Below are 23,075 nucleotides of genomic sequence, written 5' to 3' on the forward strand. Positions count from 1 at the left end.
TTTGATTTGTGTTTTGTGATTGCACAGTACAAATATACAGTTTATATTATATTTTCAATAAATACTGAAAATATAATTTTTATTAAAACTTTAATTAGATTTTAAGATGCTTGCAGAAGCCTCACCCAACCCTCTCCAAAGGAGAGGGCTTTAAAATGCTTTTTAAAAGTCTCCCCTTTAGGGAGTTTACTTACATTATTATATTTATTTTTTGCGTTCATGATAGCTTCGCTGCTTAGAGGGGACTTCTTGCATTGACGCGTTTTTCTTCCGCAGATTGACTCATCCTGTCATCGCCTGCGACGGAAAGAAGGTCTTAAAAAGCAGCGTCATTGCGAGGTACGAAGCAATCTCTACATAGGCTGGTTAAATATTCAAAGTTTATCATTTGGGCAACCGCTCTGTACAGCATAGAGATTGCTTCGTACCTCGCAATGACGCGTTTTTTATTATCTTCCCCTTGCAATTACCAACTATCTTAATAACTTTGGTAAACAAAGTACTTTCGATGAAAGAAAAAGACATTCACGCCGAGATCAGCTCTATCCGCGATCTGATGGAGCGTTCGGCCAAGTTCATTTCGCTTAGCGGGCTTTCGGGTATCCTGGCGGGCATTTACGCGCTTATTGGCGCGGGGATAGGCTACCAGCTTTTGCAACAGGCAAACGGGGGCCTCGTTAACCGTAACGACACAACGCTTATAGCCGAACTATTTGTGGTAGCATCTGCCGTGCTTTTTCTTTCCATTGGCACTGCCATCTGGTTATCCTTTAAAAAGGCTAAAAAAAACGGACAGCCTTTTTGGGGAACCATTAGTAAAAGACTGGTGGTTAATATGGCCATACCCCTGGTAAGCGGGGGTTTGTTTACATTTATCCTGATATTTCACGGTCACTACGGTATTGTGGCACCATCAACGCTTATATTTTATGGACTTTCGCTGATAGCCGCCAGTCATTATACCTATTCTGATGTAAAGGGCTTGGGTATTATGGAGATTTTATTAGGTTTGTTGGCCGCATTGGTACCAGGCTACGGACTAATTTTTTGGTCGGTGGGTTTTGGGCTGCTGCACATTATTTATGGTACCGTGATGCACTTTAAATACGATTCGTGAAAATTTCTTTAGACCAGTTTGATAAAGCATTTGAAAACCGCATACGCCTGCAGATCATGAGCGTACTGGTTGCCAATGAAAGCTACGACTTTAATTCGCTTAAAGAATTGCTCGATTTGACAGATGGTAACCTGGCATCGCATTTAAAAGCACTCGAAAAAGAGGAATATATGCAGGTACAAAAAAGCTTTATCGGCCGCAAACCCAATACCCGTTACTCCGTAACCGAAAAAGGCCGGGCCGCCTTTAAACTGCACCTGCAGGCGCTGGAAAATCTAATTAAACAGCAGAAAAAATAGCTGGCGAAATATATCCTTGCCATTTTAAAATTATTTCCCATCTTTGCGCCAGTTCCTTACTATTAACACTTTAATACCAGGGAATCATGACAGAAAGTAACTCCAACACATCCCTTTAGCTCGCTGCCTGATACAGGCGGACGCCATTTCTATTTTAATTTATTTGGACTTGATTTACTGACGATATTTTCATCGGCATATCAATTTTGTTCGCCATAAATTTTGCGTTACAGGCCATGCTTTGAGCTTTCCACAAAGGGTATATCCATACGATGGATGAATTTTTCACGATCCTAACAGATTAAAAAAATTTAATGCATAAAGTCCGATGGACATATATGATTGGCCGTACAGGATAAAGTCGGCCCGGAGAAAGAAGCGGCTCGTAAAAAAAGACTTCGATAAGCAGTTGATAAGGCTGGATAAGTTGCGTCACTCGTTGACCGATCAGATAAGGAGTTTGCCCCCTATAATCTTAGAAAAACCATATCAAAGAGGATGGAAACGTCTTTTTGTTTTGCGGGATGATATTAAGCGAAGCGACAAAGCTGAATTTTATCAGACATTATTAAATAAGATCAACAAAGTTCAATATCACTATGACCGATCATTCAAAAAGAGAAAGATCCGCAAAGGGGTATATCATTATTACGATGCCGAAAAGCAAAAATTAAGAGAATTATCCTATGATGAATTTCATGGCAGAAGATTTAACCTGAGCGAGGCGGAAAAACAGTGCTTTTACCGTAAAGAGATCTGGAATAACCAGTACAGAAAGTGGGAAGCGATTTACTCCTGCACCGAGGCATGGAGATTTGTATTAACCATACAGCCTCATATTGTTTTTGCTGTAAACAGAGTAGATGAACTACTGGAGCAAGCAATAAGTGAAGTTGATAAGCATATCAACTGGAATAATTGGCAGCCAAGAATATTTAAACTGCACGGAAACGCATACAAATATTGGGGAGATGTTTATTTCGACAAGCCCCAGTACATTAACAAATTAAAAAACAAACCCAGGTATACCTCAAAAGAGGCATACCTGGAATATTAAAACAGCACCGTTATGGGCAATATAAAAATAAAAGAACTACAGCAGATAGGCTATACCGACGACAGGCTGAAAAGCCTTGCCATCAACACCATTGCTAAACATTTTAAACATCAAAGTAAAAATGAGATCATAACATTATTAACCGACATCGGGAATAATCCTGATGCATATATAAATGATTCGGCCACCAAAAAAATTGCTGAGTCATTTATAAAAAACCCAGTTCGGCCCGTCATTAATTCATTTGAATTGATGGGTAAAGCTGCTCCTTGTAAAATTTATGGTGGGGATGGAATTGAAACCTCTGCAATAAAACAAATGGAACTGGCCTTGTCATTACCTATCAGTATACAGGGGGCTTTAATGCCAGATGCACATAGTGGTTATGGCCTGCCAATAGGTGGTGTTTTAGCTACCCGTAATGCAGTTATGCCCTATGGTGTGGGAATGGATATTGGTTGCCGTATGGCTTTAACTATTATTGATGCTGATGCGAAATTCATTAAGCGATATGAGCATCAAATAAAACAGACCTTAAACACCTGCACTCATTTTGGCATGGAAGGCGGCTTATCCATACCCCAGTATCATGAAGTTCTTGACAAGCCTCAATTCTATGAAACTGCGCTATTAAAAAAACTGCATGGTAAAGCGGTAAAACAATTAGGTTCGTCGGGCAGCGGCAATCACTTTGTAGAGTTTGGAACTATTGAACTGGCAGATAACAATACATTAGGACTACCCGCTAAAGAGTATGTGGCGCTACTATCTCATTCGGGCAGCCGGGGTTTAGGTGCTAACATTGCGCGGCATTACACACAAATAGCTATGAACACCTGCAAGCTTCCGCGCGAAGCGCAACCACTGGCCTGGCTTAACCTGGATAGCGAAGCAGGGCAGGAATACTGGTTAAGCATGAACCTTGCCGGCGATTATGCCCGGGCCTGTCATGACCGCATCCATATGAATTTACTGAAGGCATTAGGATTAAAGCCGTTATACAAAGTGGAGAATCATCACAACTTTGCCTGGAAAGATAAACTTGCTGATGGCACTGAAGCGATCATCCACCGCAAAGGAGCTACACCAGCACACAACGGCGAATTGGGTATAATACCAGGCAGTATGGCCACTCCCGCCTACCTTGTTATGGGTAAGAGTAACGCAGATGCGCTATATTCTGCTTCACATGGTGCAGGCCGGGCCATGAGCCGGCAACAGGCAAAGGAAAGCACCACAAACTCGGCTCTGAAAAAGGTACTGACCGAAGCCGGCGTAAACCTGATTGGTGGCAGTTTGGAAGAAAGTCCGGCCGCTTATAAGAATATTGAAACAGTGATGAAAGCACAACAGGATCTGGTAGAAATACAGGGCCTGTTTTTACCCCGTATTGTACGTATGAATAAAGATTAACAAAATGAAAAAGGTAATTATACAAATAACCGCGGGCAAGGGTCCAATGGAGTGTTGCAGAGTAGTAACAAAAGTACAGGAAATGATAATGAAACAGGCTCACTTTGCCAGCATTGAACTATCAATAATTGAAAATAAAAAAGCAGGTACAAACGGAGCGCTACTATCGGCTACTTTATTGGCACAGGGCCATAATTTAGATGCATTTATTAAAGAATGGAATGGTACTGTACAATGGATAGCGCAAAGCCCTTTCCGCAAATTTCACAAACGTAAAAACTGGTTTGTTGGGATTGGGGTTTTTGGTATAGCCGAACAAATATACTTTGATGCTAAAGATGTGAGGTTTGAAACATTGCGCTCGTCAGGACCTGGCGGACAAAATGTAAATAAAGTTGAAACTGCTGTGCGTGGCACCCATACCCCTACCGGTATACAGGTAATGGCTATGGATAGCCGCTCACAGTTACAAAATAAAAAACTTTGTTTAATCCGTCTCGAAGAAAAATTGATAGCTCAACAAACCGAAAAACTAATTGCCCAGCATGAAAAGCAGTGGATAGCGCATCATTCTTTAGCCCGTGGTGGCGCTGTAAAAGTGATCAGGCAGGAATTATGACCCACATAAGTTTGATGCAATCTACTTCCTGCTCATTTCACCAAACATAAAATCTAAAGCGGCCTTATCAGGCAGGGGCTTTGCCATTGGTTTTTCGCCCAATATCATGATCTGGTTATCATGAGTATCATAGGCGGGCCATGTGGGTAGGCCTTTGCTATTGGGGTTACCGGTTTTGGCAAAATTTGTCCAGTAGGTAGATATTGTTGTGGCCAGCTCATGATCAACCGGTTGCCAGGGGCGGTTCAGAAATTTCAGGTTATCATAAGCATAGGCTACCTCACCGGTATGGAATGCCCCGTACTTTACAAAATCGGCTGTGGCCGGCAAGCGACGGGTAAAGCGGTAAACGTAAACCTTGGAGTGCTCTTTTTCACTTTGGATATTGGCCCATGTATAGTTTTGCACACCAAATATCTGGTCGCGGTTTATCCTGATCTGCGATGTTGCCGCCTCGGCATCAGTATTGGCCGGATAAAGTTGTAGGAACGTGTTGGCTTTAATTCCGTATTGTGCAAGTATTTGCTGTTTGTAATCTGCTGCGTTTTTAAGTTTGCCCACAAAAGCATCGTCCTCGTTCCAGCCGGTAAGTAAAGGCACATCATTCTCTTTTCCTTCATCAAAAATTTGTGCTATAGATTTGGGCAATACATAACCATCAATAATAGGCCGGCTGTGCGATTTATTAACCAGCTCTGATGCCGGCTTGTTCCTTAATTCGGCAATAGAATTTGTCCCTAAAACTTTGACTTCCCTTTCTCCTTCCTGCTCGGCCTGCTGCAATGTTGTACCACCGTATTGGCCGGTAATAAAACTTGCCCCGCTTTCGGCAATGGCTTTTTGAAACAGCCCTTTCCCAAGCGGCGAAGCTACCAGGCAATTCACACTCATAGAACCTGCCGATTGCCCCGCGATGGTCACGTTATCAGGGTCGCCGCCAAAGGCAGCAATATTTTGCTTTACCCATTTTAAGGCCGCCAGCTGATCCATCAACCCATAATTACCCGAAGCATTATGACCCGATTCTTTGGTTAGCTCGGGGTGCGCGAAGAAACCGAATATGCCTACCCGGTAATTGATCACCACGAATATAACTCCTTTTTTAGCAGTGGCTTCGCCATCATATATAGGCACAGCCGCGCCCCCACTCCCAAATCCGCCGCCATATATATAAACCAATACAGGTTGTTTTTCTGTGGATGACTTGGCACCTGTCCAAACATTCAGGTACAGGCAATCCTCGCTGATGGGGTCATATGGGATTAAAAACTCGCGGGTATAAACACCAAACTCATCGGGTTTACCCTGCACAGGGCTGGCCGAAAAAGTAGTACACTGTTTTACCCCCTCCCAGGATTTTACCGGTTGAGGCTCCTTCCACCGCAGATCGCCAATCGGTGGCGCGGCAAAAGGAATCCCCTTAAATATATGTACATCGCCTGTAATATTGGTACTGCCCGAAACGAGCCCTGCATCGGTTTTAACTACAGTCAGATCATTTTTTTGAGCACAGACCAAAGTGCAGTACAGCAACATTACAGATAATAACAAACAGTTTCTCATTTTTAAATTTCGAGGTTTACAATAGGCTAATTTATGGTTTTACACTCCCCTTTTTATATTTAGCGGTACGTGCGTCATTGATCACCCCTTTCCAGTTAAGCCCGAAACCAAAATCGTAAGTATTGCCTTGCTCATCTACATAACATTTCATATCATGCGGTACATCCTCAAACTGCTCTTCCACGGTTTTCATATTGATGGGCATTTGCAGCGGTAATAAAGCCGATGGCTCGCTGTTGCCGGTCAGGATATCTAAAGTAGCCTGACCCTGTACACCAAAATCAACCAATATGGCATCCGCATCCTTTTCCAATTCAGAGAACACCATAGGGTTCGCCATATTAACCGAAACAATTACCGGTTTGCCTTTCATTTTGGCATAGGTATCCGTAACCATACCCAGGTCGGTTACATTGATAGCCGTTGCCGATTTACCTTTATAAGTACGGTTAGTAAATTTTTCTAACGGATCGCCGCCGGCTATACTTGTTGCACGGGCATCATTGGCTGTGTACGCCCCATATTGCAAACTGATAGGTACATATCCCGTTCCACCGGTTTTAGCATCCTGGCTGTTGTACCCGCCGCCGCTGTTGGGGCTGTTGATGAATACCAAAGCATAATCGGCCTCATCGGGATTTTCGGTTACCTTAAAATATTTTTTTACCGTTTCCATGTTAACCGGGTATTCCAGTTTTTCGGGTGTTTCCATCCCCAGGAAATTACGGCCTGCAGGGGTGAATTGCTTTGGCACATACACGGTTTTGTTTTTGACAAGCGGTAAGATGTTTTTCTTGTTTTTCAACATCACGATAGATTTAAGTTGTGCCTGATATCCCGCGTTCATAAACTCCGGACTACCAACTGTCGCTTTTGTCGCCGCTGCATCCAGGTAAGGATTTTCAAATAAACCGGTCCTGAAAATATTCCGCAACAACCGTACTGCCGATTGCTCAAACCGCGCCCGCATAAAGGCTTCGCCATGTTCCTTAACCCCAATCTGGTAGGCTGCTACCACAGGACCAACCTCGTTATTACCGCCAAACTGATCAACCCCGGCCATCAATACTTTATAATGCCTTTGCGCTATAGAAAGCGCTTCCACTCCCCATGATTTGCCCGACAAAAACTGATCAACCGCGGTTTCATCACCCGTTACCAGCCAATCGGTACATACCACGCCATCGTATTTATATTTCTTTCTTAATAAATCATTAATGATATAGGCGTTATAGTTATTGGCCACATTCTCCTTGTTCTTGGTATCCTGATTAAAGGATATGGTGTAATAAGGCATAACCGACGCAGCCATTCCTGTTTTACCATTCAGCTTAAAAGCACCCTCTGTAAACGGAATTAAATGCTGTTTAAAATTATTCCCCGGATAAACCGCGTACTTGCCATAACCATAATGCGCGTCACGGCCACCTTCACCTGCACCACCACCCGGCCAGTGTTTTACCATGGCGTTCACGCTGCCATAACCCCAGCCGCCGGTAATTTCCTTATCGCCCTGCGAAGTTTGAAAACCATCAATATAACCACGGGCCATATCGGCAGATAGCTGCGGATCTTCGCCAAAAGTTCCGCTTACACGGGCCCAGCGTGGTTCTGTAGCAATATCAACCTGCGGCGATAAAGCGGTGGCGATACCCAAAGCCCGGTACTCCAAAGCTGCAATGTGGCCAAAGCCTTCAACTACCTTAGGGTCAAAAGTAGCAGCAAAACCCAGCGAACCGGGCCACATGGATATAGCGCCACCAGCACCGGCATTGTATTCGGCGGTGGCAACGGTGCCATGCCGAGGGTCCGAGCTGTTATTGTTCGGGATCCCCAAACCCAGGCCTTCTACAAAAGCCTGCGCGTTGTTATTCCATTGCGCCGCTATCTCGGGGCTTTGTACCGATGTGATCAATACGTGGYGTACATTATCCTTAGCCAAAAATTGCTTTTGCTGATCAGAAAGATCATAAGGGTTTGCCCCGCTTTCGGCAAACCTTTTACCATTATAAGTACCTGCAAACGGGCCAGCCGGTGCAGCGGGGATGGGCTGGTGCTTACTGTACAGCATTAAACCGGCAATTTGCTCCACGCTCATTTGTGATGCCAGGTCCTTAGCCCTTACATCAACCGGTAAGCGCCAGTCTTCATATTTATCCAACTTGCCATTTTTGTTCAGGTCTTTAAAAGCCAGGCCATCAACGGTTAAAATTTTTACACCCGATGTGCTTGCATAGCCCAGGCTTTGCCCTCCTGTATTTGTCACAAAAACAATATCACCCGATTTTTTTTCGGTCCATTTAGTTTGCGCCATAGTTACAGTAGCAGGCAGCAGGGACAGCAATGCTATAACTTTAAGTCGATTAGCCATAAGGTTCATAATTGGTTAGTATAAAGTTGATCATTTATAAATGCCTTTGCAACACATTTAAATAATTGCAAGGCAGACAAATTCTAAAAAGCATAGGGCCTGTGCGATTCCCCTCTTGAGAGGGGTGTAGGGGTGTGTTCCTGATCATTTCAATAACACACCCCTGCCATTACACTACCCATCGCTCCCCCTCTCAAGAGTAATAGCCCATGAAAAGGCAGCTATCAAACTTTGAAGGGAAATAACACCGTCCACAGTTGACTCACCCGGTCTACGCTTCGCTGGACCACCCTCTCTCCGGCTTCGCCGCAAAGAGGGTAAAGGAAAAAAATGTTGAAATCCCCTCTTTGCGCGGAGCGTAGAGAGGGGTGACAAGCGCAGCGATGTCGGGGTGAGTCGATACTGCGTTTAATTCTCGTCGTCTGTCTTTTCATAGGCTATTACCCCTCCCAAGAGGGGAATTTTATTTGTTTAATTTTAATTCCTTGATTGCTTGTTGAGGCACAAGGGCTTTGTTCACCTTTTCAACGGTAATATCTTTTGCCAGTTTAAACGATGCTGTTTCGGCTATCATTCTTGATGAGGAACCTACTTTAACCTCGTATTTGCCTTCATCAGCTACCCAGGCTTCCCTGTTCGTATAGAACGATGCCAGGTCGGCTGCCTTGATCACAAAACTTAATGTTTGCGATTCGCCGGGAGCAAGCAGGCGGGTTTTGCCAAAGGCTTTTAACTCATCTTCGGGTTTATCCAGATCTTTTTTAGGGGCACCCAGATATAATTGCACTACCTCTTTACCGGCAACATCGCCTGTATTTTTAACGGTCACGGTTGCTGTAATACTTTTTACAAAGTTTGATGCGCTCAGTTTCAGATTGCTGAATTTAAAATTGGTGTATGATAATCCATAACCAAATTCATAAGCCGGTTTAACTTTTGCCGCATCGTAATAACGGTAACCCACATAAATGCCTTCTTCGTATATCACCTGCTCTGGTTTATCGGCTGGTGTTCCCGGGAAATTATTGGCCGATGGCACATCCTTATAATCCATTGGGAAGGTGGTGGCCAGTTTACCCGAAGGATTTACTTTGCCACTCAAAACATCGGCAATGGCGTTGCCTGCTTCAAGACCGGGCTGCCAGGCCAGCAGGATACCATCTACTCCATCGCGCCAGCTGGCTACTTCAATTACGCCGCCTATGTTTAATACCACTATTACCTTTTTACCTTTGGCGTGGAAGGCATCGGCAATACTTTTGATCAATCCTTTTTCGGCTGCCGATAAGTAGTAATCGTTATCCAGTTTTCTGTCGGCACCCTCACCGGCGTTCCTCCCTATCGTGATCAGGGCCGCGTCGGCTCCATTGGCTTCATCGGCCAGTATTGCGGTTACATCCATTTCGGGGATGGGGGCCGGGTGGTCAAAAAAGTTTTTAGGTTTGGGCTGTTTTAGCTTCATATCGGCCAGGTAATCGGCATAGCTTTTCGACAGTTTTTCCTGTAATTTATAACCTGCATTACCCAAACCTTGCATCAGCGATATGGTGTATGCCTTGTTCACATCACCGCTTCCCGTACCACCGGCAATAATATCATAGGAGGTATTGCCAAATACCGCGATTCTTTTAGCCGCGGCAAGCGGCAAAGCATGCTCATCGTTTTTAAGCAAAATCATACCTTGCGCCGCTGCCTCACGGGCAACTTTAGCATGAGCGGCCAAATCGGGCTTATCAGAATATTTATATTTAGTGAATGATGGCGATTTAACCACGATGTTCAAAATCCGCTCTACATTGGCATTCAGCTGGGCTATGCTCAGTGTGCCTTTTTTAACGGCGGCCACAATAGCTTCAGATTGGCTTGGGCTGCCCGGCATAATGAGGTCATTACCGGCCTTCATTTGCGCTACCGCATCAACGCCACCAAACCAGTCGGTCATCACAAAGCCTTTAAAGCCCCATTCTTTTTTCAGGATGGTTGATAAAAGATCATGCCGTTGCGAAGTAAAAGTTCCATTCAGTTTGTTATAGGATGACATCACTGTCCATGGTTGTGATTTTTTTACGGCGATCTCAAATCCACGTAAATACAACTCGCGCATGGCCCTTTCACTTACTATGGTATTGATAGAATTACGGTTAGTTTCCTGATTATTGGCGGCATAATGTTTTATAGATGTACCCACGCCGTTTGATTCCACACCACGCACAATAGCGGCGGTCATGCTACCGGCAACCAGCGGATCTTCCGAATAATATTCAAAATTACGCCCGCCCAGCGGGTTGCGGTGAATATTTAAACCCGGCGCTAACAATATATCCACGCCATATTCGCGTACCTCGTTACCAAAGGCTACACCTACCCGGTTTACCAGTTCGGTATCCCAGGTTGAAGCCAGCAAGGTGGCCACCGGGAACGCTGTGGCATAATATGTTTTTGATTTATCGCCGTTCCTGATCGGTTCGATCCTTAATCCGGCAGGGCCGTCAGATACCGTCATTGATGGGATACCCAAACGGGCAATGCCATGTGTACGGCCCGCGGCTCCGGGAACTTTTTCGGGAATATTATAAGCATCAGGATCAGATGGAGGTAATTTAAAGCCACCAATGTCAATAGCTTCGGGCTTTTTACCTTTTTCGGGCGGCGGCATACCGGGCATTTTAAAGCCCATGCCAACAACCAATTTTGATTTTTCTTCTAATGTCATAGCAGCTATGATCTGCTTAACATTGTTTGCACGCAATTGCGGGGCTTGTTGCTTGTTTTGGGCTTGCACGGTTGATTGAAAACCGCTGACGGCCCACGTCAGTACAATAGCAACACTTAATTTGTAGCTTATTCTCATGTTAAATTTTAAAGGGGTATAAAATCCTGTTGGTTATAACTGGCTTATTAACAGCAAACAAAATCATTGTGTCAATAATACACAATAGTATATATTATCTTTTGAAATTGCAAATGTTAAACGGCTCAAATAAACAATTACCGGCTGCCAACTGTTCAAATATTATCCGTAGCCCATGCTAAATCCTTTTTTAAAACTTCAATTAGTTTTTTGATTTAACATTTAAATCGTTAATCTTGAATTAGTATTTCTGAATACCCCTTGAACCAATAGAACGTTGCTCCAATTATTGCAACGCTTAAATTATACCTAATAAACATGCAGTAATTAATTGTTGCTGCTTACGTAAAATATATTGTATGAACAGAACTAAAGTGGCTATACTCGGAGCAGGTTTTATTACCGACATCCACATAGAATCATATCATCGCTTTATACCCGAGGCCGAAGTGGTTGCCGTATATGCCCGCAATTATGATAAGGCAAAGGCTTTTGCCGAAAAATACCAGGTACCACAATGGTTTGATGATATAGATAAGCTGATAGCCGAATCGGGCTGCGAAGTGGTGGATATATGCCTGCCCAATTACCTGCATGCCCAAGCCACCATCAAAGCGGCCAAAGCCGGCAAACATATTATTATCGAAAAACCGCTGGCCGTAACGCTGGAAGAGGCTGATGAAATGATAGCCGTTTGCAAAGCCCACAACGTAAAACTCATGTATGCCGAAGAACTATGCTTCGCCCCAAAATATGAGCGGGCAAGGCAGCTGGTAAAAGATGGCGCGGTTGGCGATGTATTTATGCTGAAGCAGGGCGAGAAACATTCGGGCCCGCATACGGATTGGTTTTATGATATTAACCTGGCAGGCGGCGGTGTTATTATGGATATGGGCTGCCATGCTTTAGGCTGGTTCAGGTGGATGCTTAATAATGCAAAAGTTGCCAATGTTTACGCTACCATGAGCACCGTATTTCATAAAGATCGCACAAAAGGCGAGGATAACTCGGTTATTATAGTGGAATTTGAAAATGGCGTTACCGCCGTGGCCGAAAACAGCTGGGCCAAACATGGCGGCATGGACGACCGCTGCGAAATATACGGTACCGGGGGCGTGATCTATGCCGACCTGTTCATGGGCAACGCGGCAGTTACTTATAGTCGCGAAGGATATGGTTATGCTATGGAAAAAGCTGATACCAGCAAGGGCTGGAGCTTTACCATTTTTGAGGAAGCCTTTAACCAGGGCTATCCGCATGAGCTGAAACACTTTATTGACTGTGTGCGAAATGATGAAACCCCGCTGGTTACCGGCGAAGATGGCAGGGCTGTGTTGGAGATCATATATGCGGCTTACGCTTCGGCGGGCGCGGGTAAAAAGATAACGTTACCATTTTCGGCTAAGGTGGCCAAACCCATTGACCTTTGGTTGGATCATAAATAAACGACGATGAACATACACACCTATAAAAATTATGATGAAATGTCGCAGGCAGTGGCTAAGCTTGTTGTGCGGCAAGTGCAGCAAAAACCGGATTCCCTGATCTGTTTCCCATCGGGTGAGTCGCCAACGGATATGCTAAAGTACCTTGTTCAATATGCACAGGGAGGTTGTATTGATTTCAGTAAAACGCATTTTGTAGCACTGGACGAGTGGGTAGGCATGGATAAAGACAATGAGGGCAGTTGCAGCTATTTTTTGAATACCCATTTCTTTACGCCATTAAAATTATCATCATCACAGGTACGTTTTTTTGACGCGGTTGCTGATGACCTTGATGCGGAGTGTAAAAAAATGAATGAGTACATCAGTAAACTTGGCGGTTTGGATATGATGATAGTAGGCATTGGCATGAACGGCCATATCGGCCTGAATGAACCCGGAGCCGATTTTAAAGCCTATGCACATCATTCGGCGTTAGACCCAGTTACGGTAGATGTAGCGCAAAAATATTTTAAGCAGCAAACCCAACTAACTGAAGGTATTACACTTGGCCTTGGGCACCTTGCCGAATCAAAAGTTCCGGTTTTAATTGCGAGCGGTATAAAAAAATCCGACATCATAGTACAGGCTTTGAAAGGGCCGGTTACGCCCGATGTACCTGCTTCCATCTTTCAAACCCTGCCAAATGCACAGGTACTTTTAGATAATGATGCTGCAGATAAGCTATTTATCGAATAGCTGCGCAGTAATAATAGTTAAAATCTATATAAAAATACAGATTGAATAGTTTTTACATATAATCATAAAACACGATGCCAGATCCTTCAAAAAACACCTCACACCCGGCAGATAATTTAACCTATGATGCCATTGTTATAGGCTCAGGCATCAGTGGAGGGTGGGCGGCTAAAGAGTTGTGTGAACAAGGTTTAAAGACCCTGGTTTTGGAACGGGGAAGAAACGTGGAGCATAATAAAGATTATCCTACGGCTACCCTTGATCCCTGGCAATTTAAACACCGGGGGGCCATGACCAAAGCTTTTTTAGATGAGAACCCGTTGATAAGTAAAGCAGCTGGTTTTGGTGAAGACAACGCGCATTTTTTTATAAAGGATAAAGACCACCCTTACATACAGGAAAAGCCGTTCGACTGGATACGCGGGTACCAGGTTGGCGGGAAATCGCTTATATGGGGGCGTGCTTGCCAGCGCTGGAGTAAATATGAGTTTATAAATCCCGAACGCTTTGGCTATGGCATTGCCTGGCCCATAACTTACGATGATGTTGCGCCCTGGTACTCGCATGTAGAGAAATTTATTGGCGTATGCGGTAATAAAGACGGCATTGAAGCCATGCCCGATGGCGAGTTTTTGCCTCCGTTTGATATGAACGCAGTACAAGAGGTTATCAGTAAAAAAATAAGTGAAAACTATAAAGATCGTCACCTGGTGCATGCCCGCTGGGCCCATATTACCAAGCCCAACCAAATTCATCTTGACCAGGGGCGGGCCAAATGCCAGGCGCGTAATTTGTGTATGCGAGGGTGCCCGTTTGGTGGCTATTTCAGTTCGGTAAGCTCCACCATACCCTGGGCAAAAAAAACAGGTAATCTTACCATCAGACCGTTCTCGGTAGTGCATTCTATTATTTATGACGAAAAACTGGGCAAGGCAACCGGGGTTAAAGTGATTGATACCAATACCAAAGAGGTGATTGAATACAAGGCAAAGGTCATCTTTATGAACGCGTCGGCACTGAACACCAATCTTATCCTGCTTAACTCAACTTCGGCACGTTTCCCTAATGGTTTGGGTAATGACAATGGCTTGCTGGGTAAATTCGTCGCCTTTCAAAATTACCGGGCCTCGGTAACGGCAAGCATGGATGGATTTTTGGACAGGTATTATTTTGGTAGAAACCCTACAGAGCTTATCCTGGCCAATTACCGCAACCTGCACCAGCAGGAAACCGATTATAAAGGCGGCTTTACCACCTTCATGGGTGCCTACCGTGAACGACCGGCAGAGACCGGGAGTGGACAAGTTGGTGGAGCATATAAAGATTCCCTTACTGAACCCGGTGGCTGGAAAGCGTACATGTACCTGCAGGGCGAAACCATACCCAAAGAAACAAATCATGTGCGCCTGAGTAAGGACCAAAAGGACCAATGGGGTATCCCGCTATTGATCACCTCTGTTGAATATGATGATAACGATGAGCGAATGATACAGGATTTTTTAACGCAAAGCGCCGAGATGCTGGAAAAAGCGGGCTGTAAAAACATCGAAAAACATGAAAACAAGCAGGCCCCGGGGCTTGACATCCATGAAATGGGCGGCGTGCGCATGGGCAAAGATCCCAAAACATCGCTGCTCAATAACTGGAATCAGCTGCACCTTTGCAAAAATGTTTTTGTTACCGATGGCGCCTGCATGACCACCACCGGCAACCAAAGTCCTTCTATATTATACATGGCTTTAACGGCGAGGGCGGCCACTTATGCTGTAAGTGAGATCAAAAAAGGGAACCTATAATCCATATAAACCAATACTAAAACCATCATGATGAACAGGATATTTTTATTATTAATTGTTGTGATTGCCATAAGCAGCTGCAATTTGTCGACCAGGAAGGATAACACCGGTACTGATACCGTAGCCAAAGTAGCCGATAGCAGCAGCAATGCATTCACGCCTTTGTTTGACGGCAAAACTACCAAGGGTTGGCATACTTACGGGAAAGACACTGCAGGCAGCGCATGGAAAGCTGAGGACGGGGTTTTACACCTGGATGCCTCACAAAAAGGCGACTGGCAAACCAAAAACGGAGGCGATATTGTAAGCAACGAGGAGTATGAAAACTTTGATTTTAAAACCGAATGGAAAATATCCAAAGCCGGCAATAGCGGTATTATGTTTTATGTAAAGGAAGATCCTGCTAAATACCAATATGCCTGGTACACCGGCCCGGAATGTCAGGTTGCTGATAATAAAGAAAATGAAGATGGCAAGCTGATCAAACACCGCGCAGGTGATTTGTATGACCTGATGTCGATATCAAAGGATGTAGCAAAACCTGCAGGCGAATGGAACCAGGTAGAGATTGTGGCTAATAAAGGCAAGCTTGATATTTATATGAATAATGAGCACGTACTCTCAACCACGCTTTGGGACGATGGCTGGAAAAAACTGGTGGCAGGCAGCAAGTTTAAGGAATGGCCGGCTTTCGGTACTTTTAAAACAGGCCGCATAGCCCTGCAGGATCATGGAGCCGATGTATGGTTCAGGAATGTGGAGATCAGGAAACTTTAAGAGTTGTGATGCTGAGCAGCCCTCTATATAATTCCCTACCCACGGGAGGGGTGCGGCTGTAGGTGTAGTGGCAGGGAGGGGTTTATACGTGCGGTGTAAGCTTGCAAAGTTTGCTAAACCCCTACCTCCCCTTCCCAAGGGAAGGAATCGCACTATCCCCTGCTTTTAATATGGGGTCCCGAAATAAATTCGGGATGACTCCTTAATTTAGTATGATTGTTCTTAGTTTTTTACCTTCCAAACTTCCCACACCAAATATCCTACCTGTAATAAAACATTGGAGTAAAAGCCGGCTAGCACATCATCCATCATTACACCGGTACCGCTGGGCAGGGCTTCCATTTTACGGATCCCCAGGGGTTTTACAATATCAAAAAAGCGAAACAGCACCAGGCCTGCCAGCAAAAGATAAATATTGATTGGTACAAACACCATGGCGATCAGCATACCCGCAACCTCATCAATCACCACGCGCGAGCTGTCTTCGCCCCAGTCGGGTTCAACTTTGTTGCTCACATGTACACCCAGCAGGGTTATCACTATAGTAATTGCAAATAAATACCAGGGGTTCTGTAATGCGGGATTTTGCCACAGCAACCAGATAAATCCGCAGGTTACTATAGCGGCATATGTACCACCGCCTTTTAAAAATCCTATACCAAATATGGAGGCTATTATTTTATTAATGTTCATTAGTTCAATAGTTCATTGGAGCTGGCCATGTTTTATGCCCTCGTTCAGTTCCCCTCTTGAGAGGGGGCGCGTTAGGTAGAGCGGTGCAGGGGTGTTATTAATTGCTGTCAAGAACACACCCCTCCCCCCTCTCAAGAGGGGAATCGCACGGGCCTGGTTTTAGCTTTCGCCTTTTACCTTTCAGTTTTAACCTTATTGCTTATCCAACACATCTTCCGCGGCTTCGGCTACTTCGGGGTTGATGGTGTGCCTTTTAGGAAAGTTAAACAACCAGGAAGTTAATACCGGAATAATGAATAAAGACACCGTAAATATAGAGGTAACTATATCGGTCTTCTCACTCTCCAGCATTTTGGAAACAGGCGCCTCCGGGTAAAAATGCACATATATTGAAGACGATAGTTTAATACCTAAAACACCGATCACTATAAAAGCAACAGTCTCTAAAAAGGTAAATTTTTCCATCAGCCTAACAAAGGTCTGGGCTACAAAACGCATGGCCAGTATGCCTATAAATACACCTATGTAAATTAAAACGATGTGATCAGTAAAAGCTACGGCCGCGAATACGTTATCGATAGAAAAGGCAAGGTCCATCAGTTCCACCAAAGCAACAGTTGACCAAAAAACACCAAATACCCCTACTGTAGAGCGATAAAGCCAGTTTTTATTCTTGTCAACCGATTCCTCTCCTCCATCTCCATTAGCCGCCTGAATTTTACCTTTAAAATAGTCGAAAGCAAGGTATAGCAGGTATAAGCCACCAATAGGTTTTAACCACCATATTTTTACCAGCCAGGCTGCTAAAAACAAACAAACGCCACGCAATACATAAGCGCCGATGATACCATACCTAAGAGCTTTTTTACGTTGATGCGGAGGCAGGTCGAGCACCATGGTGGCCAGCACCGCGGCATTATCAACTGATAATAAACTCTCAATCACTATTAAGTTTAAAATAACGAGTACGCCTGCTTTTAGATCAGGCCCCAAAATTGAATGTAAGAAATCCATAATAACAGGTAAGGAATTAATGTCGGGTTAAATAAACTAAATTAAATCGGTATTGAGCATGCTTTTTAAAATATTGGCTTGCACATCTATATTACTGATATTCTCCAGGAAATTAATGTCAGATATTTTTTTATAATCGTCGGCCAGCAGGTTTTTAATTTCGGGCGGCATAAATGACTTCATGGCCGCAGCATTGCCTTCCAGCTTATCATTCTTATCTTTTAGCTCATGCATCAGCTTTTCTTTTTTCGACAAATTAGTTGAAAAATCGATGTTCGCTATTTTAGCCACATCCAAAAACACAAACAGACTGTCTGATGGAGAGTAAAGAAAATACCGGTCGGCATTCATAAACTTATACACCTCAATAATTTGATTGCCCGATTTTAATCCGCAATAAAACTCGGTTTTAAAATCATATTTACACAGCACGCCCATCAGTTTTCGCTGAATGGTAGCATACTCATCAGTATAAACATCTTTGGCATTATAAGCGGTGAGTTCATCCAGCAGCTCGGGTGTTATGGTATAAAAAAAGTCGGCAGCAAACCTGGAGCTAAAAGCGTTGATATTTTTCGAAAGCGGGTTATCCGTTAAATTATCAGATAGTACCTGGAACAATTTACGTAACGAAAGATTGACCTTTAGCGCCTGCCGTTGCTTTTCGAGGTTAAAATTGGCCTCGGTGTAAAACGGATCATTCAGCTTGTCAATCAGTTCCTTATTGATCTGTATTTCATCAAACACCAGGCTAATATTACTCTCGTTGTTCTTTTTAATTTTCCGGAGCAGGTCAATAAGGCTTTGGGTGAACTGCAGGTGAAACAGGTCGAGCTTATTTACATCGAGCTCAGGATTTGTTTCAAACAACTTATGGATAACCTGGCTGCGCAGATATATTTTATAAATAACATCGTCGCCAAAAAAAACAGAAAGCAATTGCAGCTTACTGAGCATTCGGTTTGACTGATTTAAAATATTTAACCGGTTTTCATCCATCAACGGGCGACCTCGACTTTTTGATTAAATGCAAATTTACAAAATTATAGGTGATAAATAACAAAAGGGGCTTGTAGCCAAGAGCTTGTTGAAGTATGACAGTCTTATTATATGACAACCATATTAAATATGTCATTGCGGAGCACGAAGCCCCCTCTAAATCTCCCCCAAAGGGGGAGACTTTTAAAAAGTGCTTTAAAGCCCTCTCCTTTGGAGAGGGTTGGGTGAGGCCCTTACCCGTTTGTTACCGTCTTTTTCAATTCCACTTCCAGGTTTTGCAGCTCGGTGTTGAGGGTTTTGCGGTTGGCAGTACCTTCATCGTGAATGCGTTTTACCTCGGTAAGGGTTTCAATAAGGGATGCGGTTGTTTTTTTCAGGGTATCCAATGATACTACGGTTTTCTCATTCTCGCGGGCAACGTCAATACTGTTTTGCTTCAGCAGTTCGGCGTTCTTTTGCAGAATGGTGTTGGTAGTATCTGAGATCTTTTTCTGCATTTCCACATTTTCCTTTTGCCTGTTTAGGGCAACCGCTATGGTCAGCTGGTTTTTCCAAACCGGAATGGTAGTTGATACAATAGACTGCGCTTTTTCGGCAATGGTGGTATTGTTGCTTTGCACTATGCGTATTTGCGCAAGCGACTGCATCATGATAAAACGCACCACTTTTAAATCGGCAAGGCGTTTATCCAGTCGGTTCACAAAATCGCGCAGATCGGCAATTTCATAATCGTTATAAGCTGTTGGGTTGGCATCCATTTGCGCCAGCTGCTCATTAAGCTCGTTATATTTTAACTGGCCCGATATGATCAGCTCTTCCATCTGGTGAATGTAGCTTACATTGCTATCAAACATGGTTTGCAATGAGCTGTTATCCTTAAGCGAGTTAACCCGGCCGGCCTTTATCTTATTGGTAATTTTATCAATGTTGTTAATTACCGTGTCATACTTTTGAAACAGCTTTTTAGCATCAAATACCAGCTTTTTAACAAAAGGTATATGCGATATAAATGAAGTGAACGCACTTTGGTTCAGCTCATCCACATCAATATAGTTCAGTTCGGTAAGCAGATCATTGATGAGCAAACCAACCTCGCCAGAGTTGTAAGTACGTACCGATGTCAGGAAATTATTACTGTACTTCTCCATGGAAGCCTGTACATCGGTACCATAGTTCAGGATGGAGTTAACATCCTTAGGGTCGAGGGCCTTCGCTGTTTCGCTGTATTTTTGTACCTCGGCCGATGAAATGTTTGTAAGGTCTACATTGCCTTCCTTGTCCAGCAGTTTTGCCGGAGTATTGGTAGAAGGAGCCGGATTAATATCCAGATTAACCGGTGTTATATTTAGCTCGTTATTGCCTGGTGCGCTTTCCATAATTCAATTATTGAAATACAATTATTATTTTAAATACTAACTATTTAGCCTCACCTAAACGGCGAAGCCCTCATGTAATAATCCTCTCCAAAGGAGAGGACTTTAACTTCACTTTTCTGAACCATCTCCTCCGGAGAGGGCAGGGTGAGGTTATTTATAAATAGTTTTGAGTAACAGTTTTAACTGTTTCTTCTAATTTTCTGTCTTTGGTAGGTTCGCCAATGGCATTAAATTTCCATTCGCCATTCTTTTTATAAAATACGCCCATCACCATAGATACATGGCCTGCAAAACCGCTGCTGTTTGCAATATCATAGGTAGCAAACACTTCATTCACTTGTTTAGGCGAGCCTTCATAAATACGGATAGACGCAAACGGGATAGATGCAAAATCCTGCCCGCGGAAGCTGTTAAGCACAAAGGCCACATAACTTATGTTACTTCCAAGACCCGCAAAATCAACCGTGATCACTTCATTATCCAGTCCGTCATCACCAGCCATATCGCCGGTTAAATCGTCGCCACTATGTTTAACAGCACCATCTTTTGATTTCAGGTGACCGAAGTAAACCACATCAATGAGTTGCTTGTTATCATCATATAAAGCGCAGCTGGCATCAAGGTCAACAGCTTCTTTAGTTGCGCCAAAACCAAACAGGCCCTTCTTTTCAATAGCGCCCCAGTTTATACCTACGCAAACACTTTGTAATTTACTGCCATTACTTTTTTCGAGACTTATACGTTGTCCCTTTTGAAGATTGATTGCCATAGTTTTATTGGTATTTGGTTAAATAATCCTGCAGGCCGCCTTTCATGCCTACGCCTACTGCTTCAAACTTCCAATTGTTATCTTTTTTGTAGATCCGGCCAAACTCAACAGCCGTTTCTATCGAAAAATCCTCTTCCAGCTCGTATTTTAAAATATCGGTATTGGTAGCCGCATCAAATATCCTGATAAAGGAATTGCGTACCTGGCCAAAATTTTGTTTGCGGGCTTCCGCTTCGTGAATAGTTACCACGATGCATATTTCTGATACCTTTGCATCGGCTTTTGACAGGTCGACTTTTATTTGCTCATCATCGCCATCACCGGCGCCGGTTAGGTTATCGCCGGTATGTTCAACCGCGCCATCAGGCGATTTCAGGTTGTTGTAAAAAACAAAGTTCTCGTCAGATACTAATTTTTTATTATCGCCCAGTATAAAAACAGACGCGTCCAGGTCAAATGCACTGCCTGTTGAAGATGTATTGGTATCCCATCCCAGGCCGATGGTAAATTTAGGAGCATTAATGTTTTCCCGCTGACCTTTTTGCAAGTTAATTGCCATGTTGAATTAATTTATGATTGTTTAAAAATAGGTTTTCTTTTATAAAATTTAGGTTTTGGGTATAAGCCTCAATAGTATGATAACCGTTACCCAGGGCCATATCGTATAACAGGTTGATAAAATCATACGTTTGATCCTGTATAAAAATACAAAAACTATCAAAATCGTAATTTAAAATATACTTTACTATACGTGTGTTGATAATAAAGCTACCGCTTTTTATGATGCCATCCAGATCAAAAATTGATTTTACCTGGTGATAATTTAAGTGGTTCTCGATATTTGGATGGATGCTTTTATTGGTAAGCTCGGCAAAGTAAAGCATAAATATATCATTACCTAAACCATAGGCATTCACCATTTTCATAATCATACGTTCATGGCTGCCGGTAATTTTTATATCATCCAAAAACACCAGCGTTTTGTTTTGCAGAAAATCCTTATCAATATGAAACGAGTCGTTACCAATCAGATTTATCCTTTGTTCGGCATCCAGTTCGCCATAATCTTCTTTATAGGTTATGGTGCGGTGTACCTTTGTTTCCTGTACTACGGGATAGCCATGCTGGGCCAGCCAGCGGTTAAGCCTGCAAACAAACCAGGTTTTCATGGCAAAGGTAGCTGTTGGGATAAACGAATACGGGCTTGATATCACCACAATTTGCTGTTCAACAGGATTTACACACAAATGTTGATGAATAAAACCATCTGCCAGTTGGGTACCAAATTGTTTTGCAACAGCGTCATCGCCAAACTTAAAGCGGCTATAATCATCAGGGTTAAACCCTAATGCCTGCGCGTTATTAATATGATGTAATGACCAGGTAGCGTTCATTAGCTTAATAATGTAAAAATGGATTGGTTGTTTGAGTTGATAAGCAAACTTTTTATGCCTGCCGCGTTTGCACCTTCCACATCAGCCTTAGGGTTATCGCCTATATGAATAATGCTGCTTAAAGTTATATCTTTTTCTTTATTGATCTGTTTAATATATTGAAGCATCAGGTTAAACAAGGCCGGGTTTGGTTTTGACATGCCCACCTCATCAGAGTACAGCTGAAAATCAAAGTATTTTTCCATCTTTAATTCCGCCAGTATCTTTTTTAATGTTGCTCCTTTAATAAAGCCGGTGTTGCTTAATATACTAAACGTACTGCCGCCTTTTTGTTTTAGACGGTCCAGCACCTCAATTGTTACAGGCGAGTATACTACCGGCAGGTAGTTAAACACCAGCGTCTCCATATCAGCATAAAGTTTACCCGTATCAATATCATTCAAATTCAGCTGATTATCATTGATCAAACTGACCACCATCAGGTACATTTCGTCCGCATCGATGTTTTTCCCGGTACTTTCGTTAACCGCGTTACACATGAGGTCAACCAGCCTGAAAGCCTTTGCCACCTCTTCTATGCTTTTATGAGCAGGATTAAAATCCCGGTGAAAGATCCGGGTACGTTCCGCTTTAAAACCCGGGTTGGATTTTATCAGTGTAAGCCAAAGATCAAAGGAATAGTGCAGGTAGGACATTGGTTCGGGGGGCGGGTTGTGTGGTGCGAGGGTCGGGTTATGGGGGTCGGGTTGTCTGTTACGGGTTGCGGGAAAGGCATATCATTTAA

The 23,075-nt window shown here is 43.5% G+C and carries 20 protein-coding genes; 9 read left to right on the forward strand and 11 right to left on the reverse strand.

All coding sequences use genetic code 11. From position 1 onward, the window contains the following. Nucleotides 1-487: 487 nt before the first annotated feature. The 5 genes from AC1DRQ_RS01860 (at nt 488) to prfH (ending at nt 4,505) form a co-directional block, all read left to right on the forward strand. Nucleotides 488-1,117: a hypothetical protein gene (locus tag AC1DRQ_RS01860; protein WP_477421927.1), complete on the forward strand. Its 630-nt coding sequence runs from the start codon at nt 488-490 to the stop codon at nt 1,115-1,117. Continuing rightward, nucleotides 1,114-1,416, forward strand: coding sequence for a winged helix-turn-helix domain-containing protein (locus AC1DRQ_RS01865; protein WP_477421928.1), 303 nt, complete (start codon nt 1,114-1,116; stop codon nt 1,414-1,416). Before AC1DRQ_RS01860 ends, AC1DRQ_RS01865 begins: the two co-directional genes overlap by 4 nt. A gap of 328 nt (nt 1,417-1,744) precedes the next feature. Further along, complete coding sequence (locus AC1DRQ_RS01870) at nt 1,745-2,473, forward strand: hypothetical protein (protein ID WP_477421929.1); 729 nt, start codon at nt 1,745-1,747, stop codon at nt 2,471-2,473. Between the two features lie 12 nt (nt 2,474-2,485). Beyond that, nucleotides 2,486-3,886: an RtcB family protein gene (locus tag AC1DRQ_RS01875; protein WP_477421930.1), complete on the forward strand. Its 1,401-nt coding sequence runs from the start codon at nt 2,486-2,488 to the stop codon at nt 3,884-3,886. Nucleotides 3,887-3,890: 4 nt separating this feature from the next. Then, a complete protein-coding gene (gene prfH / locus AC1DRQ_RS01880; RefSeq protein WP_477421931.1) occupies nt 3,891-4,505 on the forward strand; it encodes a peptide chain release factor H in 615 nt (204 codons plus the stop codon). Nucleotides 4,506-4,526: 21 nt separating this feature from the next. Here the strand turns inward: prfH and AC1DRQ_RS01885 are convergent, their stop codons facing one another. The 3 genes from AC1DRQ_RS01885 to AC1DRQ_RS01895 form a co-directional block, all read right to left on the reverse strand. Further along, nucleotides 4,527-6,068, reverse strand: coding sequence for a carboxylesterase/lipase family protein (locus tag AC1DRQ_RS01885; RefSeq protein WP_477421932.1), 1,542 nt, complete (start codon nt 6,066-6,068; stop codon nt 4,527-4,529). 31 nt (nt 6,069-6,099) lie between these two features. Further along, nucleotides 6,100-8,439, reverse strand: a complete 2,340-nt coding sequence (locus tag AC1DRQ_RS01890) for a glycoside hydrolase family 3 protein (RefSeq protein WP_477421933.1) — start codon at nt 8,437-8,439, stop codon at nt 6,100-6,102. A gap of 463 nt (nt 8,440-8,902) precedes the next feature. Beyond that, entirely contained in the window at nt 8,903-11,290 is a 2,388-nt protein-coding gene (locus AC1DRQ_RS01895; RefSeq protein WP_477421934.1) for a glycoside hydrolase family 3 C-terminal domain-containing protein, read from the reverse strand. Nucleotides 11,291-11,649: 359 nt separating this feature from the next. Here AC1DRQ_RS01895 and AC1DRQ_RS01900 point away from each other — a divergent pair, with 359 nt between their 5' ends. The 4 genes from AC1DRQ_RS01900 to AC1DRQ_RS01915 all read left to right on the forward strand — a co-directional run bounded on the left by AC1DRQ_RS01900 (nt 11,650) and on the right by AC1DRQ_RS01915 (nt 16,046). Continuing rightward, a complete protein-coding gene (locus AC1DRQ_RS01900) occupies nt 11,650-12,735 on the forward strand; it encodes a Gfo/Idh/MocA family protein (RefSeq protein WP_477421935.1) in 1,086 nt (361 codons plus the stop codon). A 6-nt stretch (nt 12,736-12,741) separates the two neighbouring features. Continuing rightward, nucleotides 12,742-13,473 carry a glucosamine-6-phosphate deaminase gene (locus tag AC1DRQ_RS01905; protein ID WP_477421936.1) on the forward strand — a complete coding sequence of 244 codons (732 nt, stop codon included), beginning with the start codon at nt 12,742-12,744 and terminating at the stop codon, nt 13,471-13,473. A gap of 74 nt (nt 13,474-13,547) precedes the next feature. Beyond that, nucleotides 13,548-15,269 carry a GMC oxidoreductase gene (locus tag AC1DRQ_RS01910; protein ID WP_477421937.1) on the forward strand — a complete coding sequence of 574 codons (1,722 nt, stop codon included), beginning with the start codon at nt 13,548-13,550 and terminating at the stop codon, nt 15,267-15,269. A 27-nt stretch (nt 15,270-15,296) separates the two neighbouring features. Further along, nucleotides 15,297-16,046 (forward strand): 3-keto-disaccharide hydrolase, encoded by a 750-nt coding sequence (locus tag AC1DRQ_RS01915; RefSeq protein WP_477421938.1) that lies wholly within the window; start codon nt 15,297-15,299, stop codon nt 16,044-16,046. A 222-nt stretch (nt 16,047-16,268) separates the two neighbouring features. Here the strand turns inward: AC1DRQ_RS01915 and AC1DRQ_RS01920 are convergent, their stop codons facing one another. The 8 genes from AC1DRQ_RS01920 to AC1DRQ_RS01955 form a co-directional block, all read right to left on the reverse strand. Then, on the reverse strand, nt 16,269-16,739 hold the full coding sequence (locus AC1DRQ_RS01920) for a phosphatidylglycerophosphatase A family protein (protein ID WP_477421939.1): 471 nt from the start codon (nt 16,737-16,739) through the stop codon (nt 16,269-16,271). 192 nt (nt 16,740-16,931) lie between these two features. Beyond that, a complete protein-coding gene (locus AC1DRQ_RS01925) occupies nt 16,932-17,753 on the reverse strand; it encodes a TerC family protein (RefSeq protein ID WP_477421940.1) in 822 nt (273 codons plus the stop codon). A 36-nt stretch (nt 17,754-17,789) separates the two neighbouring features. Next, complete coding sequence (locus AC1DRQ_RS01930) at nt 17,790-18,710, reverse strand: hypothetical protein (protein WP_477421941.1); 921 nt, start codon at nt 18,708-18,710, stop codon at nt 17,790-17,792. 275 nt (nt 18,711-18,985) lie between these two features. Then, on the reverse strand, nt 18,986-20,128 hold the full coding sequence (locus AC1DRQ_RS01935) for a toxic anion resistance protein (RefSeq protein ID WP_477421942.1): 1,143 nt from the start codon (nt 20,126-20,128) through the stop codon (nt 18,986-18,988). A 154-nt stretch (nt 20,129-20,282) separates the two neighbouring features. Beyond that, nucleotides 20,283-20,897, reverse strand: coding sequence for a TerD family protein (locus AC1DRQ_RS01940; protein ID WP_429399781.1), 615 nt, complete (start codon nt 20,895-20,897; stop codon nt 20,283-20,285). A 4-nt stretch (nt 20,898-20,901) separates the two neighbouring features. Beyond that, nucleotides 20,902-21,456 carry a TerD family protein gene (locus AC1DRQ_RS01945; protein ID WP_429399780.1) on the reverse strand — a complete coding sequence of 185 codons (555 nt, stop codon included), beginning with the start codon at nt 21,454-21,456 and terminating at the stop codon, nt 20,902-20,904. Next, entirely contained in the window at nt 21,446-22,291 is an 846-nt protein-coding gene (locus tag AC1DRQ_RS01950; RefSeq protein WP_477421943.1) for a phosphoribosyltransferase family protein, read from the reverse strand. The genes AC1DRQ_RS01945 and AC1DRQ_RS01950 overlap by 11 nt, the downstream gene beginning before the upstream one ends. Next, a complete protein-coding gene (locus AC1DRQ_RS01955; RefSeq protein ID WP_477421944.1) occupies nt 22,291-22,986 on the reverse strand; it encodes an HAD family hydrolase in 696 nt (231 codons plus the stop codon). The genes AC1DRQ_RS01950 and AC1DRQ_RS01955 overlap by 1 nt, the downstream gene beginning before the upstream one ends. Between the last annotated feature and the right edge of the window lie 89 nt (nt 22,987-23,075).

This window comes from Mucilaginibacter sp. P4_E8, from assembly GCF_056401495.1.